Source organism: Bacteroidota bacterium (genome assembly GCA_020161395.1).
Classification (GTDB): domain Bacteria; phylum Bacteroidota; class Ignavibacteria; order Ignavibacteriales; family Ignavibacteriaceae; genus UTCHB3.
This window is the reverse complement of the sequence record JAIUOE010000008.1, coordinates 116,465-132,612: the sequence shown is the minus strand read 5'-3', so window position 1 is coordinate 132,612 and position 16,148 is coordinate 116,465. Positions and strand designations below refer to the sequence as shown.

Below are 16,148 nucleotides of genomic sequence, written 5' to 3'. Positions count from 1 at the left end.
TGGTTTCCTCCGGATATCAAAATATGTTATTTCTGTTTTCTAAAAAAGTTATTCTTATTTAATCTGGTGATCATCGTCTGCATCTCTGTGAATTGCTTGATCAACCTGTTCACATCCTGTATTGTGGTGCCACTTCCTCTTGCTATTCTGCGACGGCGACCACCGTTCAATATTTTAGGGTTTCCCCTCTCCACTCTGGTCATCGAATTGATTATAGCTTCAACCTTCACCAGTGCATTATCGTCAACCTGAGCATTCTTCATCTGATTCGGTATTCCCGGTATCATTGAAATAAGGGATGACAAAGAACCCATTTTCTTTATCATCTTTATCTGCTTCAGGAAATCGTCGAAATCGAACCTGTTTTTACGCAGCTTCTCTTCAAGTTCCTCTGCATCCTTCTGATCGAAAGCTTCCTGAGCTTTTTCTACCAGACTTACTACATCTCCCTTTCCCAGTATTCTCGAGGCGAGACGGTCAGGATAGAAGATGTCAATTGCATCAAGTTTTTCACCCGTGCTGATGAACTTTATCGGTTTGCCAACCACTTCCCTGATCGAAAGGGCACATCCGCCTCTTGAATCACCATCGAGCTTGGTCAGAACAATTCCGTCAAAATCAACTTTATCGTTGAACGATTTAGCCGAGTTTATGGCGTCCTGTCCTGTCATTGAATCAACAACAAAAAGAACCTCTGTTGGTTTCACCAATTCTTTAATATCAGCTACTTCCGACATAAGTTCTTCATCCACATGCAATCTTCCCGCTGTATCTATTATGATAACATCGTTCCGGTTCGCTTCCGCAAACCTGATTGCATCCCCGGCTATTTTGCGGGCGTCCTTCACCTCAAGTGAAAACACAGGAACATCAATTTGAGTACCGAGTGTTTTAAGCTGATCTATTGCCGCAGGACGATAGATATCCGCTGCAACCAGCAAAGGTCGTTTTCCCATTCCCTTGAATCTTCTTGCAAGCTTCCCGGAAAAAGTGGTTTTTCCCGACCCCTGCAAGCCGACAATAAGGAGAATGGTCTTTCCGGAAGGATTCAGACTCAGTTCCTGCGACGAACCTCCGAGAAGATCAACCAGTTCATCATAAATGATCTTGGTAATCAACTGTCCCGGGGTGATGGAAGTAATTACCTCCTGCCCCATCGCCTTCACCCTGACACGCTCAATAAAATCTTTTGTAACTTTGTAGTTTACATCCGCATCAAGAAGAATTCTTCTTATCTCTCTTACCGTGTCACTGACATTCGATTCGGTAAGTTTCCCTTGCCCCCTTATTTTCTTGAGGGCTAACTCCAGTTTATCGCTAAGATCCTTAAACATTTAAAGGATTAACCTCTAAGGGCATTAGCGCCCGAAACAACTTCCAGGAGCTCTTTAGTGATCGCCGCCTGTCTTGCCTTGTTGTATGTCAACTTGAGCGAGGAGATAAGCTCTGATGCATTCGTGGTGGCATTCTCCATCGCGGTCATTCTTGCACCGTGCTCGGCAGCGTTGGAATCGAGAAGTGCCTTCCACAACTGTGTTTCAAGATACTGTGGAAGCAGGGAATTCAAAATTTCCTTCTGCGACTTTTCAAAGATAAACAAATCGCCGGAAGTTCCTTCACTTACTTCAATCGGAACAGGTAAAAATTGTGAATGAATCACTTTCTGAGAGATTACCGACTTAAATTCGTTATAAATAAAAGTAACCTTGTCATATTTACCTGAAAGAAATCCCTGAATCGCTGACGGAAGGATTTTACCTACATACGAAAAATTGAGACTGTTAAACAGTCCTGTTACATCGCCGGCAAGCTTCACATCTCTTTTTCTGAAGTGGTCGTAACCTTTTTTTCCGACGGTGAACAACACAGGCTCGATCCCTTTACTCTTCAAATCAGCAACATAATGTGCAGCTTCTTTGATAATATTGGTGTTGAAAGCACCACAGAGTCCTCTGTCGGCGGTTACTACAATAATCAGCTCGGTCTTCACTTCACGCGTTAACACGAAGGGATTGGTGAGCTTGTCATCCTCAGTAAAAAGATTACTTACAAGACTTCCAAGTTTGTTTGCATAAGGTCTGGCACTCACAATAGCTTCAGTGGCACGACGCAATTTGGCAGCCGCTACCATTTTCATAGCTTTTGTAATCTGCTGGGTGCTTTTTACACCCTTGATTCTGTTCCTTAGGTCTCTAAGAGTTGCCATTTCTTAATGCAATTAATTACTGAATGTTGCTGAAAATTCTGCAACTGATTTCTTAATAAGTTCTTCAACAGCAGGTTTTATTTCTTTGGCTTCCCTGATCCCTTTGAGGATATCAGGATACTGTCTGTCGATGAACTCGAGATACTCTCTCTCAAATTTCTTAACTGATTCCACAGCGACATTGTCGAGATATCCCTTGGTGCCTATGAATACACTAACAACCTGTCTCTCGATCGGGATAGGATGGTAGATGCCCTGTTTGAGCAATTCAACCAGTCTTGCGCCTCTTGAAAGGGTTCTCTGTGTTGAAACATCAAGGTCACTTCCGAATTTCGCAAATGCTTCAAGTTCTCTGTACTGTGCAAGGTCGAGTTTAAGACTTCCCGCAACCTTCTTCATTGCCTTAATCTGTGCATTACCACCAACACGGGATACGGAGATACCCACATTGATAGCAGGACGAACGCCGGCATTAAACAGGTTTGGTTCAAGATAAATCTGACCATCTGTAATCGAGATAACATTCGTTGGAATGTACGCCGACACATCACCCTGCTGGGTTTCAATAATTGGAAGTGCGGTTAAACTTCCGCCACCGAGATCATCGCTGAGTTTTGATGCTCTCTCAAGCAATCTTGAGTGGAGATAGAACACATCACCAGGATATGCCTCACGACCCGGAGGTCTTCTCAAAAGGAGTGACAACTCTCTGTAGGCTGCTGCCTGCTTCGAAAGATCGTCATAAATCACCAGTGCATGTCTGCCGCTGTCTCTGAAATATTCACCAAGACATGCCCCCGAATACGGAGCAATAAACTGAAGTGGTGCAGGATCTGACGCAGATGCTGAAATAACTGTGGTATAAGCCATTGCTCCTGTTTCCTGGAGCTTTGCTACCACCTGTGCCACTGTCGATCTTTTCTGTCCGATCGAAACATAGATACAGTAAACAGGATTAACACCGAGAGCCTTGGCTTCCTCAGTGTGTGTAAATTTCTGATTGATAATGGCATCAACTGCAATTGCGGTTTTTCCGGTTTGCCTGTCGCCAATTATAAGCTCTCTCTGTCCTCTTCCTATAGGAATCATGGCATCGATGGCTGTGATACCGGTCTGAAGCGGTTCCTTCACCGGCTGGCGCTGCATTACGCCGAGGGCTTTTCTCTCAATTTCCTGATATCCCTCAGCCTTTATGGCGCCCTTTCCGTCAAGCGGAATACCGAGAGGTGTAATCACTCTTCCAAGCATTGCTTCACCCACGGGCATCGAAGCAACCCTTCCGGTTCTTTTTACTTCATCTCCCTCTTTTACAAGAGATGAATCACCGAAAAGAGCACAACCCACGGAATCTTCCTCGAGGTTGAGAACCATTCCAAAAACATCATTAGGGAACTCAACAAGCTCGCTCGCCATAACTTTGGAAAGACCATATACTCTCGCTATACCATCACCAACGGAAAGTACCGTACCTGTTTCATAGATATCAGCTTCCGATCGCTGGCCGGATAATTGATCTCTTAATATCGAAGCAATTTCATCCGGTTTGATTTTTATCATATCTCAAGTCCCATTTTTAATTTTTGTTTAGTGATTCGCCGGCGCGGCTGAATGTTTTTCTCAGTTTCTTCAACTGATTCCTGACCGATGCATCAATTATTATCTCATCAGTCCGGGCTATAAAACCGCCTACCAATCCGGGATCAGTCTTAACACTCACTTTGAGTTTACACTTAAAGTAGTCTTCAAGCTCTTTCTTGATTCTGGCAGACTCCTCGGGATCAAACTCGAAAGCGGAGGTTATCTCCACCCTCTTGAAACCTCTGTCTTTATCAGAAACTTTCAAAAATGCCTGAAACACTTCATATGTATTCGAAATTCTCTCTTTTTTGGCGAGGAACCCGATAAATCCGGTTAACGACTCATCAACCTTGCCTTCAAAAATCTTCATGAGGATGGCAAGTTTGTCCGAGTCTTTGAATACAGGAATCCCAATGATTCTCTTAAGGTTGGGGTTTTCGTCGAAAACCCTCAGAATGTCTTCTGCATCCTGAAATATTTTCTCGAATTCCGGCACCGCACTGATCGAAGAGTAAAGGGTAGAAGCGTATTTGACGGCTACCTTGCTGAAAGACATTGTCAGTTGTTCCTTATCTCGTCGATGTATTTATTAACCAACACCTTGTTCTTTTCAGCATCAAGATTAGCTTTGATCACTTTTTCGGCTGCAGCTACGGTAACATCGGCGACTTTTTCAATCACTCTGTCAACCATTTCACGCTCAAGGTTTACAAGCTCGGAATCGAAATCTTTTCTCTTCTTGTCGAACTCTTCTTTAAGATCATGAGCCATTTTGGCTTTCTGCTCCTCGAAGTATTTCCGGCTTTCCTCGATCTGTCTCTTCGCAGCTTCATCATTTTCCTGACGCACCTTTTCGTTTTGTGCAATCAGCAGATCAGCTTCTTCCTTCGCCTTCTTTGCGGCTTCCAGAGCATCCTTTATCCCCTGTTCTCTTGCATCAAGAGCACTGAGAATAGGCTTCCAGGCATATTTGGCAAGAACAAGAAGCAATACTATGAATGTGAGAGTGGTCCAAAAAGCCAGACCGCCATTCACATCAAGCAAACTCGGCTTGCTGCCTTCTTCCGAAGCTGTTAGAAAGACAAACGAACTAAAAGTCATTTTATTACCTTCTGGTTAATTAGCCTTATTTACCGGCGAGGATGAAGCAAATAACCAATGCGAACAGTGAGATACCTTCAATAAGAGCTGCTGCAATGATCATAGTGGTTCTGATACCACCACCTGCTTCAGGCTGACGGCCTGTTGCTTCCATTGCTGCGGCTGCCAATTTACCAATACCAAAGCCACCGCCGATGATTGTTAAAGCTGCACCGATACCGGCTGCCAAATGAGCTAAATCCATTTCATTCCTCCGTATAGAATTTTTTGTTTTCTTTAATGGTCCTGATGCACTGCCATACCTATAAACACAGCAGATAACATCGTGAATATGTAAGCCTGTAGCATTGCTACAAGTATTTCGAGCAAGTATATAAAAAGTGCCATACCAACTGAGACAGGTGCCACAGCCAGTGTGTTCATTGCAAATATCAATCCAATAAGGGCATATATCACTATGTGACCGGCGGTCATGTTCGCAAAGAGACGAATCGCCAGTGCAAACGGTTTTGTGAATAACCCGAGCAACTCAACCACGATCATAATCGGGAGGAGAAAGACCGGGATGCCGTGTGGAATAAGTCCTTTAAAATAGCCAAAGAAACCGTTTTTCCTCATTCCTCCCCATTGTGTAACGACAAAGGTCGCGGTCGCAAGAGTAGCTGTAATTGAGATATTACTCGTTACTGTTGCAGAAAAAGGAATTAAGCCAAGGAAATTGGCAAACAGAATGAAGAAAAATGCAGTCAACAGATACGGAACAAATTTTTCGTATCCCCCGCCAATACTCGGTTTTGCAATTTCATCGCGTACAAAAAGTATAAGAATCTCGACAGCACTTGTCAGTCTGTTGGGAATCTGAGTCTTTTTGTATCGCTTCGCAACCCTGATAAGCAGGAAGGTAAGCAAAATGGCAGCCAGCCACATGAATACTATGTGCCGGGTTATTACGACATGAATATCACCAATGTAAAACTCAGGCAGCATAATCTTGCCAAACGGGGAGAAGTCAAGATAATTACCATCCATAATGTGGTGTAATATCCAGTCACTGCTTTGGCTCCCGCCGTTTCCGTGTGCTTTGCTTAACGAGTCAGTTATTGCTTTTGTTGTATCACTGTACATTTTTGGGAAGCGTCTTCTTCTCTGATTTTACTAAATAGATCAATTGTAGAGTCAGGTACAAAAAATAAAAAATAAAGACTGTAATTATATAATATTTTTGGCTCAAATTCAAGAAGTGGAGCAAAAATATTATAAATATTGCTGTAAAAGCCATCGAAAGTGTCATCGCACCGAGAACAATAACCATAAAATTTCTGTCATCTTTTTTCGATGCATACTTTATTGCAGCCACTCCCAGAGCAAAATTCAGAGCTCCGGGAAGTTGTGCCCAGAAGAATTCCCTCACGGGAAATAACCCCTCAGGAGCCGCTATCATTGCAATTAACCCCGTTAATGCAAAGATTATTATCATCAGAACTGATGCAGCAAGTACCTTTTTATCTGTTGTCATTCTTCAATTTGTTTTTCTTTTCGAGGTCCATTACGGTCTTGATAAAATTGTAAATCCCGCCCGCTCCCCCAATAAGGGCAAAAATCCATAACCAGTGGGAAGTCGAGTACTTTTTGTCCAGCCAGTCACCGATCAGAACCATTCCAACGATGGTTACTGCGAGCTGTATTCCAAGCCCCATGTAAGGGGCAACCACTCTAAAACTTTCAGCTATGCTGTCTTCTTTTTTATTCTGCATTCACCGGCTCATCAGAGATTTCCCCCTCACCGTCTGTCGAAGGCTCGATGTTCTCCGCAACTCCATCTTCCACTTTACCTTTGTAAATTCCCCCGTCTTCTATCACGAGGCTTTTACTCCGGATATCACCCGTCAATTCACCGGTCGGGTTAATCTCCACTCTCTCCGTGGCATAAGCATTGCCTTTTACTTTTCCTGCTATTGCGATACTCGCGGCTACAAGATTTCCTGTAATTTCTGCGGTTTTGCCGATCAAAAGCAGACCGTCAACCCTGATGTCTCCTTTTAGTTTGCCATCGTAACGCATATCGCACCCTCCCTCGATTTCACCTCTGATAACCACATCTGCAGAGATAACCGTTATGGGTTTGTACAGTTTGTTTACTTTTTTCAATTTCATAGCTGCACTATTTCCTGTTACCTTTTTTATCCTTCGTTGTCTTCGGAGTGACTTGTTCGCCCGCAGGCTTTTTCTTGTTACTGTTCCTGAGGCTGTCATTCTTTGCAGAAACTGCAGAGTCCTTCAAGGTAAGAAAAAACTTCATTCTCTCGTTTTCAGCCTTAATCGCATTCATTTCGTGAACAAGATTGACCACTTTTTTATTAAGATTTGTGATGAGTGCCTTGTCCTCGTCTGAAAGTTCGGAATGAACATTTACCAGTTCATTTAATGTTGTGAATCGAAAGAGCAGAAAAGAGAAGACAAGTATTACCGCCACAATTGAAGAGAGATATAGCATCCCTTTTCGGAATCCTATCACTGTGACAGGCACTCCTGAATGATTGTCCGCCGGCAACAGAAGCAACCGGAACTTTAACTTCTCAATTTTCTTCCTGATTCTGTCCATTTACACTTCATTAAATTTCTGGAGTATGTCATCAAAACCGATCATTCCTCCCCTGATAAGTACCGGTTTTTTTTCGGTGAGATCAATCACTGTCGAGGCTATATTTAAAGGTGGTTTCTCACTGAAAAAAATTGCATCCACTTCGTGACTGAACTCCTGTGAAATCTGCGGAAAGTCATTCATCGCAGTTTCATCACTCCGGTTAACACTGGTTGAAACGAGTGGCATTTTCAGTTCCGATGTTAATTTTCTGCAAAAGTTGTGGTTTGGTATCCTGAAGGCAACAGTTGAATCACCCATTATATTCTTGTAGTAGGGATTTAACTTTAATACCACTGATACAGGGTTGGGCCATAGAGACAGAAGAAAATCAGCGTGTGACTCATCGGCGAGTTCAACATGTTTCAGCACCATTTCGATGTCACTTGCAAGCAGGATGAACTTTTTAGAAATGCTGCGTCTCTTGATTACTGTAACTTTTTGAAGTGCGTCTGTATTGAAGGGATTCGCCCCAAATCCGTATATCGTGTCGGTCGGGTAGATGAAAACACCGCCTTCAAAGTAGATGTGGATTGCCTTCTGTATAGCATCATTTAATTTATCGTCAATATTAAGTTTTAATGTGTTTTTATGCTCGGTCATCCAGTATTTCCTTTACTTTTCGTATGACTTCATACGCTTTAATTTTTGTTCCGCACTCAAATTGCCCTGTCGGACACTTTTTATGTCCGTGAATACCGCACGGTTTGCAGCTCACCTCAGACGATAAGTAATGACTTTTATCCGAGTAGCCGTAGAACCCAAATTCAGGCACGGTAGAGCAGTAGATGGTGAGAACGGGGACACCGGCTGCCATTGCGAAATGAGTCGGTGCACTGTCATTCGTTATTAAAAGTTCAGAATGCCTCATCAGTTCAACAGTTTCTGTCATGGAAAAAATTCCGCAACTGTTTATTATTCGATCTCCGGCAATTCTTCTTATCTCTTCTCCTGTATCCTTCTCACTGTTGCTTCCGGATACGATAATATTATAACCTGCAGCAGAAAGTCCGGAAGCGATTTCAGCGTAGCTTTTCACAGGATATCTCTTTGTCTCCCAGACACTTCCGGGAGAAATAACTATTATTTTTCCGCCCCCTGTTGCTTCAATAAAACTCATGACTTTTTGCTTCTGCTCTTCACTCGCAGTGAGTTCAGGATAAATTTTCCATTTGTCACCGGGATAATCCATGATCATATTCAGGTTTCTTTTTACCTCATGATCACTGAAAACATACGGAACCCTTTTATCATACAGGAATGAGAATGAGGCTGTGTTGAATCCGATTGACTCCTCACCACCGGCGAGTGCGACAAGAATTGTTGTCCGGATTGATCTGTGGAGCGAATAAATTGCCGAGTAGCGGGTTTCTTTGAGGCTCTCAGCAAATCGTACAAGCCCTCTGAAACCTTTGTACTCTCCCCGTTTGTCAAATGGAATTACATTGGAAACTGATGGTGATGCTTCAAAAATCTCCTTGCTGGCAGGTGAACAGACAACATCAATCTGCCCTTCAGGATACAACCGTCGCAGCTCCTGAAGAAAAGGAAGTGTCAGCACCGAATCTCCCGGGAAGGCAGTTTGCACTACAAGATATTTTGCAGTAGTCAATACTTCCACCTGTTATGCATCCAAAACCATTGTTCCGGATATTTTCTGATGTACTCTTCGAGAATAGCCGTGTGCCGTCTGCTGATTTCCACAATTTTTTCCTGTTTCCCCTCCGGCAGGTTTTCCATGGATACTTCACATACATCGGTTAAATAAGTGTTGTCACTCTGTCTGATTGTAATGGAAAATATTACAGGTGCACCCGTTTTAAGCGCAAGAACAGCAATTCCTTCGTTTACGGCAGATTGTCTGCCAAAAAAAGGGACTCTGATACCATCTTCAGGTCCTCTTTGATCACCAACCACGGCGATTATCTCTCCGTTCTTCAATGCTCTGAAAAGTATCATCGCGGCATTTCCGGTCTTATAGATGTGATTCCCCCATTTGGTTCGTTGCTTTTCCATCCATCTCGTAACATAATCATTCCGCTGAGGCTGTGCCAGCGCTGCAAACCGGATTCCCATTTTTCTCGAAAACCCGAGAGCCGCCACTTCCCAGTTTCCAAAGTGGGCGGTCATGAGAATCACTCCCTTCCCTCTTGCATGGAAGTCCTGTACAAATTTTACCTCCGGGTCACCAAAATAATCTTTTATCTCCTCATATTTCATCGCCGGTATTGTCATGATTTCGATAAATGTCTTGGCACTGCTGATATAGCACTTCTTTGCGAGAATTTTTCGTTCCTCAGGTGTCATTTCCGGGAAGGCTATTTCGAGATTTTTTAAGACAACTTTTAGACGAAGTTTGAGGAGGTCGTGGAATATAAATGTAAGAAAGGGCGCAAACAAGTACGCCCTTTTAAATCCTGCGAGACAGAATATCTTGCTAAATAAAGAAAAAAGGATATATTCTAAAAGGTTCTGCAATGCTACTAATTCTCAAAATTTGTAACTTGCAATATAACCAATTACAATGTCTTTATTCTGTTCTGCCAGTTGTCATCCCGCAACTCGCCCCGTTTTGTTGAGTGGAGGAGCTTGTAGTCGCCAAATCCGGAAATGTCTCCAAAAACAAATTCAACGCCACCTTCGATATCATCGTAATTCCATATCTCATAAGGCTTTGTATCCAGTTGTGAAGGATAACGGTTGATTTCGCTCGGTCTTCCATAGACAATGTGAACTCTGCCACGGTCAGTCTGCCAGCCTTTTCTCTGGAAGGATGAATAAGCCTGGTTGGCATATTCAATTCTCTTGTAATACTCTCTTTTAAACTCGTTAACTGCCGTTGTGGGGTCGGAATCTCTGTTTCTCCAAAAGGTAAACATAAAATTCCTCTTGCCTTCGAGTTCTTTAAGCTGATCCCACTGTTTCTCTTCAACTTTGGAGATAATATACTTTGCCTGGCCAAATGCTTCTTCAATCTCTTCTTCACTCATAGTGGCAAATTCAGAGGAAAGAAATTCGTTGTCAGAGTACTTTGTAGCAACTGTATCCACTACTTTGGAATTGAAGACATACAATTTCTTTGATGCCATTGCAATTTCGTTTGATAGTGAATCAAAGAGGGCAATTGTTAAATTGTAGGATCCGGTGGGGAGTTTGGAAATATTAACTGTATTCGCTTCAACTATTGAGGCATTTTTTCTTGGGATGTATCTCCGCTTACGGCTTACTTCCTCATTTTTGTCATTTGTAAGAACCCGCTCCAATATCAGAAGTTCAGGATCAGTATCCTTGTTTAAATTGTATAATTCGACATAGTAAAAAATCACCGGAAGATTTTCCCCAAACACAGTTGATACATTTGGTACCACTTCAAAGGTGTTTTTATAGAAGGTGGATGAGTCGTTGTCAGACTTTTCGATTCTGGTCGCAACTTCTATATCACTAATATTAAATTTCGTTTTTCCAATATCTTTTAACTGGATATTAAATTTGGCTGTATCATTCCTCCCCTCAGTCATTAAATCTTTAACTGAAAAGGAAAATCTGTACTCCCCGTGCCGCAATTTGAATCTAAGAACACCTGTTAAATTATTCTTTATTGAATCGTAAACGGGGGAAGTGAAATTATATTCCCTTTTGAAACTGGCTTGGCTGGTTTTTATATCCTCTATAAATATGCCTATTGAACCTTGAATAAAATTTTTATTTTCCTTTTGAAAGGGGGTAAAAGCATTTTGATAGAAACTGTAATAAACTTCAACTATTGCCGAAGTGTCATCACCCGCAAAACGGGCATAATCAAGATCGAAAAGGGGCTTCTTTTGGGCAAGTGCGAATAAACTGAAAAACAATACCAGAACGACTGTCTTTTTCACCGGAATCACTCCATAATATGGCTGATAAAAAAAAGGCGCCCGATGATTACGGACGCCTTCACAAAAAGTAAATCGATTACTTAAACGATAACTTTACCGTAACTATGTGGTTTGGATTTGGGAACTCTTTAACCTGACGGAAAGCATAATCTACAACAACTCCGATTTCGTCGGTTAGTTTGTAGTTGACACCGGCTCCGAGATTGACACCGAATATGTTGTCCTGATTGTTGGCTGTCTGCAATGCATAACCGCCTCTAACAAAGAACATATCCTGGAATCCATACTCGAGACCCAACTTAAACTGGTCTTCGAAAGCGTTATTGTTTACAAATGTACCACCCAGCATGAGTTTGTTATCTTTGTCAAAGTCAAACTTGTAAGCAAGACTGAGTTCAAAGAAACTCGGTATCTGGTAAGGTTCAGTGACAGCCTGGTAGTTGCCACCTGTTGATCCCGGAATAGCTCCAGGTACATTTGTTTTGAACTGAAGATCCTGACCTGAATACTGCATATTGGTTCCGATATTCTTAACCGCAGCACCTATGGTAAGGTTCTTGTCAAATCTGTATTGAACACCAAAATCTAGAGCAAATCCGGTAGCATTGGTGTTCATGATTGTTTCAGAGATTACCTTGGCATTGACGCCGATGGAAACTCTGTCAGTGATAATTTTCGAATAGGTCAAACCTGCAACCAGGAAGCCTGGCGAATAGGTTGTTCCGTCTCCATCCGGTGTGTTGATGGTTGTCACCGGAATATCACCGAAATTCATCGATTTAAATGATAAAGCTATTGAACCGAAATCTCCAAGGCTGGTTCCCGCAGCAAAGTAGGAAATGTTGATGTCTGCTATATAGGACATATAGCTGAACATCGCTTCGGTTTTCCTGTCAACATCCAATCCGGCAGGATTATAGAATATAGATTCCATACCGGTAACACTGGATACGAACGCGCCTCCTGTAGCTATGCCGCGTGCTCCAACAGGTATAAGCAACTGGTCTGCACCGGTTGTACCCTTGCGGGATATATCACCTGCATAGCTTGGCAGTACGAAGGCGAGTATTAGCAGCAATGATAAGTATCTTTTCATATTAAGTTAACTCCTAATTTCTGATTCCAAGTATGGCGGCAGCTTTTACACCGCCGCCCACTTTGTGTTAGAACCTTTGTATCTGCTTTTGCGGCATAATTATTGCAAATTTAAGTATTTTTTCACCGTATTCAGGTGATTTTACTATGGCGAGGTACATACCCGACGCAACTCTGAGGCCATCACCGTTCTCCAAATCCCAACGAAGGAATGGCGAGGTTGGTGACGATTTGTCATTTGTTGTGAGTGTACGAACCAACATACCCGACAACGAGAATATTTTAATCGTTACATCCGTTGGCATATTTGTAAATGTGACATACGGATTGTCAGGCGAGTTACCACTGTAACTTGACTGTGGATTGTATGCGAACAATGGATTCGGATATACATTCACTTTGTCAAAAAGGGCTTTCTTTTGATCTGTTGTAAGATCACCACCCTTTTGTGTCGCAAATGTAAAGATATCATTCACGTACGGATATGTCGAAAGCGGAATTTTCAGAGTATCACCTGCTGCATAGAACACAGCCGGGTCTTGTTTCTCCAAACCTACCACATACATACCGGCAAGCCATGGTGAGCTGGCAATCGCTTTGAAATTGGCATCATATTTGGTTGGATCTGCTGCTGCAGGCACTGTATAGCCCTTCACAAGATCCGCCCAAACTTTTGTACCTGTTCCAAAATCACCACCTGTAAGCTCCATCTGTGAACCTGTAGCATCATATGGCATATCGAAAATAACGATTATTTCACCGGAATATCTTAACGAATCGCCCGGATCCCATTCGCCATTTGGATTTCCTTTCAGAAATGCCGTACCGTCACCTCTGATAACAGTTGACATTTCAACGAAGCCAACTGCCAATTGCTTTTGTTCACCATATTTAGAGTCAACTGCCCATGCTGTGAATGGAACATCAACAAATCCTTCACCAAGCTTACCAACAGGTCCTTTACCGACGGTATCCGCGGAAGTAGCTATGGCTCCTGCGTAGGTATAGTTACCGTTCCTAGCAAATGACGAGCCCGTGAAGCCTTGCAGATATCTGTAGGCTTTACCAGAATTTGGAGCAAAACGCAATTCAACTCTTCTCATCTTGTCAGCTGAGATATAAGTGGAATAGGCTCTGTCGCCATTCTTTGGCAACGATATTTTCGCAGAAGTTGGTATATCGCCACCGGTGTAAAATACTCCGGTCAGTGCACCTATTGCTGAAAATGGTCTGTACCATCTGGTTCCGGAATAGGTCGGTGTTCCCAAAGCGGCGGTTGTCGGAGAAACCTTCACGATAAATCCGTCCGTCACTTTACCAGCTACTATTGCAAGTGTAGTGTCAAATTTTGTCATTGAATCAGCAAGAACAACATTAGTTGTTTTGTTCCTTAACCTGTAGAATACAGAATAAGGAGTTTTAACTGTCTGATTTTTGAAAAATTCAACATTGTAAGTATCGCCTGTTAATTTTTTATTATCAACAACCACATACTGTACCTTACCATTGGAAGGTCCTTGCGACATCTGAGCAGTTGATCCCTCGGATGCAGGGACATACATGTTTTCACCGAATGCTACAGGGAATATCGATGTCTCATACTCTTCTATTGCACCTGAGCGGGCGATGTAATCGCCTGCAGGACCGTAAACGATAGATTTATTCTGATCGTAAGGTGCCTTCAGGAATACTGCAGCATGGTTGATCGCATAAGCTGTAACTGTAAAGTAGTATGTCTGTCCTTTGACAAGCGGATCTCCGTTAAAAGGATTTGAAGTAATCTTGATACGCAGTCTCCCGGTTGAAGGATCGGCGTAGAGTGCAGAATCGATTTTGAACTCCGGTAGAAGATCAGCGAACTTTACTTCCTGATTACCGTTTGCAAACAGTGTATAGATGCCTTTTATCGAATCGTTGAGTGCATAATTTGCTACTATTTTAGCATTTTCCACACCTTCGATAACAGACTCTTTGGAGTTCGTTCTGTAAGCTGTTACATAGAATCCTTTAACTCTTCTGTCGATGTTCAATACTGTATCAACAGCACGATACTTAAGCTGATCGTAAGTATCAAAGTTAATATCTATGAAGCCTGCACCACTTGTTGAAGTTCCGGTAACAAGCGTAGGTTTAACCGGTGGTGGTGGTGGTGGTGAAGGGAAGTTTGAATCAAAAAGAAGCTGAGCAATTTCCGAGTACTGTTTTGCAACAGTAACAGAATTCTTGGCATCTGATCCTCTTCCGAGAACATAAGCTACAACGATATCAACAGGAACACCTTTTTCAAGTTTGAAAGGTCCTGTGTTAGACATCTGGCGCTGATCTGCACCAGTGTTGTTGATCCAACCAACATTGGTAACAGGGTTACCTGAGTATGAGAATCTCGGATCAACTGTTGCACAGTCTACACCACCACGGACTTCACCAAACGCCCAGGTACAAGGATTGAGAGCATCTCCAACACGGTTTTTTCCTTCCATGTAGTTTCTTGCTTCCTGACGGGTGTTAGGATCACCATGTGTCGGGTGACTCTGGATGTAGTGAATAAAGGACGAAAGTCCCAGGTTCTTTGAACCAGGAAATGATGTTATTCCTCTTACCTGACCACCAACATAGTGGGCTGTATCAAGTGGAATATCAATTCCGTCATCCCATTTCCCGTTGTTGTTTACATCTGTAAATGTAACACCTGGAATGTAGGATTTTGGTCCCTGGAAAAAGTCGATAAGGAATGTCGGCGGGTTGGAACCGTATTCCGCATCATCTCCATCGTTATAAACATAACCGGCGTTGATAATGGTATCAGAACCAACGAGATCATCATAGGCATCACCAAGATCAGGATCTGCCCAAACACCGAAATATACTGAGTCCATAACATCTACAACCGTACCGGTATTCAAAAGTGAATACCTGAGGAACATCATGTTACCAACAAAGCTTTTGGTATTGAAAGCAAATACTGTCTGACGGATCTCGATACCCTGAGGAGAAACATCATTGAATCTTCTCAAAGCAGGATCTGTAGCATCGTTATAAACACACCAGGCAGTTTCATCACCAATAAGGTCAGGTCTGTCTTCTGTGTTATCCCATTTACCGTTACCGTTTTTGTCTATCGGATCGTAAACACCGTCACCGTCGCCATCGTAAAAATACGCGCCGAGTTTTACAGCATCTCTCCATTCATCCCATGCCGGTGCAAAATCGCCTTCTGCAGCTCTGAGTACATATATCTGAGCTTTTGAATCGTTTCTGCCACCTGCCACTGTACCAGGTACATAATCCTGAATACGGGAAGCTGATGCAACAGCGTTTGTCCAGAGCACTCCATTGGTCTTGCCGCTAAGGAAGAAACCTCCTGAAAACAGGAATACAGTTCCCGCGAAACGACCACCGGAAGTGTTGCCTCCGGTCTCGGGATCGAAAATAGACACATCACCCATAACACCCGATCTGTTCATCGGAATGTTAAGGTTATTGATAAACATTCTGTAGGAGTCACCGGCTTTCAGAGCAGGAGAATTGTTGTTCCCTTTGCCGCCGCCTTTGCCTCCGTTGTCATTACCTCTGAACCCAAACGACACTAAACCTGCCGCAAGGATAAAGAGGAGGATGAATTCTTTTATATATATTTTTTTGTTCATATTCC

At 42.8% G+C, this 16,148-nt stretch carries 17 protein-coding genes; all 17 read right to left on the bottom strand.

Annotated features, from left to right (window positions below):
• Positions 1 to 26: 26 nt before the first annotated feature.
• The 17 genes from ffh to LCH52_13020 all read right to left on the bottom strand — a co-directional run bounded on the left by ffh (position 27) and on the right by LCH52_13020 (position 16,143).
• Positions 27 to 1,334 carry a signal recognition particle protein gene (ffh, locus tag LCH52_13100; protein ID MCA0389421.1) on the bottom strand — a complete coding sequence of 436 codons (1,308 nt, stop codon included), beginning with the start codon at positions 1,332 to 1,334 and terminating at the stop codon, positions 27 to 29.
• Between the two features lie 8 nt (positions 1,335 to 1,342).
• Entirely contained in the window at positions 1,343 to 2,206 is an 864-nt protein-coding gene (atpG, locus tag LCH52_13095) for an ATP synthase F1 subunit gamma (GenBank protein ID MCA0389420.1), read from the bottom strand.
• A 12-nt stretch (positions 2,207 to 2,218) separates the two neighbouring features.
• Positions 2,219 to 3,763, bottom strand: coding sequence for a F0F1 ATP synthase subunit alpha (gene atpA, locus LCH52_13090; GenBank protein MCA0389419.1), 1,545 nt, complete (start codon positions 3,761 to 3,763; stop codon positions 2,219 to 2,221).
• Positions 3,764 to 3,779: 16 nt separating this feature from the next.
• Positions 3,780 to 4,340, bottom strand: coding sequence for an ATP synthase F1 subunit delta (gene atpH / locus LCH52_13085; GenBank protein ID MCA0389418.1), 561 nt, complete (start codon positions 4,338 to 4,340; stop codon positions 3,780 to 3,782).
• Positions 4,341 to 4,342: 2 nt separating this feature from the next.
• Positions 4,343 to 4,885, bottom strand: coding sequence for a F0F1 ATP synthase subunit B (gene atpF / locus LCH52_13080; GenBank protein ID MCA0389417.1), 543 nt, complete (start codon positions 4,883 to 4,885; stop codon positions 4,343 to 4,345).
• Between the two features lie 25 nt (positions 4,886 to 4,910).
• Positions 4,911 to 5,129 carry an ATP synthase F0 subunit C gene (locus LCH52_13075; GenBank protein MCA0389416.1) on the bottom strand — a complete coding sequence of 73 codons (219 nt, stop codon included), beginning with the start codon at positions 5,127 to 5,129 and terminating at the stop codon, positions 4,911 to 4,913.
• Positions 5,130 to 5,161: 32 nt separating this feature from the next.
• Positions 5,162 to 6,010 carry a F0F1 ATP synthase subunit A gene (gene atpB, locus LCH52_13070; protein ID MCA0389415.1) on the bottom strand — a complete coding sequence of 283 codons (849 nt, stop codon included), beginning with the start codon at positions 6,008 to 6,010 and terminating at the stop codon, positions 5,162 to 5,164.
• Positions 6,000 to 6,401 (bottom strand): hypothetical protein, encoded by a 402-nt coding sequence (locus tag LCH52_13065; GenBank protein ID MCA0389414.1) that lies wholly within the window; start codon positions 6,399 to 6,401, stop codon positions 6,000 to 6,002. Before LCH52_13065 ends, atpB begins: the two co-directional genes overlap by 11 nt.
• On the bottom strand, positions 6,388 to 6,639 hold the full coding sequence (locus LCH52_13060) for an AtpZ/AtpI family protein (protein MCA0389413.1): 252 nt from the start codon (positions 6,637 to 6,639) through the stop codon (positions 6,388 to 6,390). Before LCH52_13060 ends, LCH52_13065 begins: the two co-directional genes overlap by 14 nt.
• Positions 6,629 to 7,039, bottom strand: coding sequence for a polymer-forming cytoskeletal protein (locus tag LCH52_13055; GenBank protein MCA0389412.1), 411 nt, complete (start codon positions 7,037 to 7,039; stop codon positions 6,629 to 6,631). The genes LCH52_13060 and LCH52_13055 overlap by 11 nt, the downstream gene beginning before the upstream one ends.
• Positions 7,040 to 7,046: 7 nt before the next feature.
• Positions 7,047 to 7,487, bottom strand: a complete 441-nt coding sequence (locus tag LCH52_13050) for a hypothetical protein (GenBank protein ID MCA0389411.1) — start codon at positions 7,485 to 7,487, stop codon at positions 7,047 to 7,049.
• Positions 7,488 to 8,129, bottom strand: coding sequence for a threonylcarbamoyl-AMP synthase (locus tag LCH52_13045; GenBank protein ID MCA0389410.1), 642 nt, complete (start codon positions 8,127 to 8,129; stop codon positions 7,488 to 7,490). It abuts the gene before it with no gap.
• Positions 8,116 to 9,138 carry a glycosyltransferase family 9 protein gene (locus tag LCH52_13040; protein ID MCA0389409.1) on the bottom strand — a complete coding sequence of 341 codons (1,023 nt, stop codon included), beginning with the start codon at positions 9,136 to 9,138 and terminating at the stop codon, positions 8,116 to 8,118. Before LCH52_13040 ends, LCH52_13045 begins: the two co-directional genes overlap by 14 nt.
• Positions 9,135 to 10,004 carry a lysophospholipid acyltransferase family protein gene (locus LCH52_13035; GenBank protein MCA0389408.1) on the bottom strand — a complete coding sequence of 290 codons (870 nt, stop codon included), beginning with the start codon at positions 10,002 to 10,004 and terminating at the stop codon, positions 9,135 to 9,137. Before LCH52_13035 ends, LCH52_13040 begins: the two co-directional genes overlap by 4 nt.
• A gap of 41 nt (positions 10,005 to 10,045) precedes the next feature.
• Positions 10,046 to 11,401, bottom strand: a complete 1,356-nt coding sequence (locus LCH52_13030) for a GWxTD domain-containing protein (GenBank protein ID MCA0389407.1) — start codon at positions 11,399 to 11,401, stop codon at positions 10,046 to 10,048.
• Positions 11,402 to 11,477: 76 nt separating this feature from the next.
• Positions 11,478 to 12,497, bottom strand: a complete 1,020-nt coding sequence (locus LCH52_13025; GenBank protein ID MCA0389406.1) for a PorV/PorQ family protein — start codon at positions 12,495 to 12,497, stop codon at positions 11,478 to 11,480.
• A 67-nt stretch (positions 12,498 to 12,564) separates the two neighbouring features.
• Positions 12,565 to 16,143 carry a hypothetical protein gene (locus LCH52_13020; protein MCA0389405.1) on the bottom strand — a complete coding sequence of 1,193 codons (3,579 nt, stop codon included), beginning with the start codon at positions 16,141 to 16,143 and terminating at the stop codon, positions 12,565 to 12,567.
• Between the last annotated feature and the right edge of the window lie 5 nt (positions 16,144 to 16,148).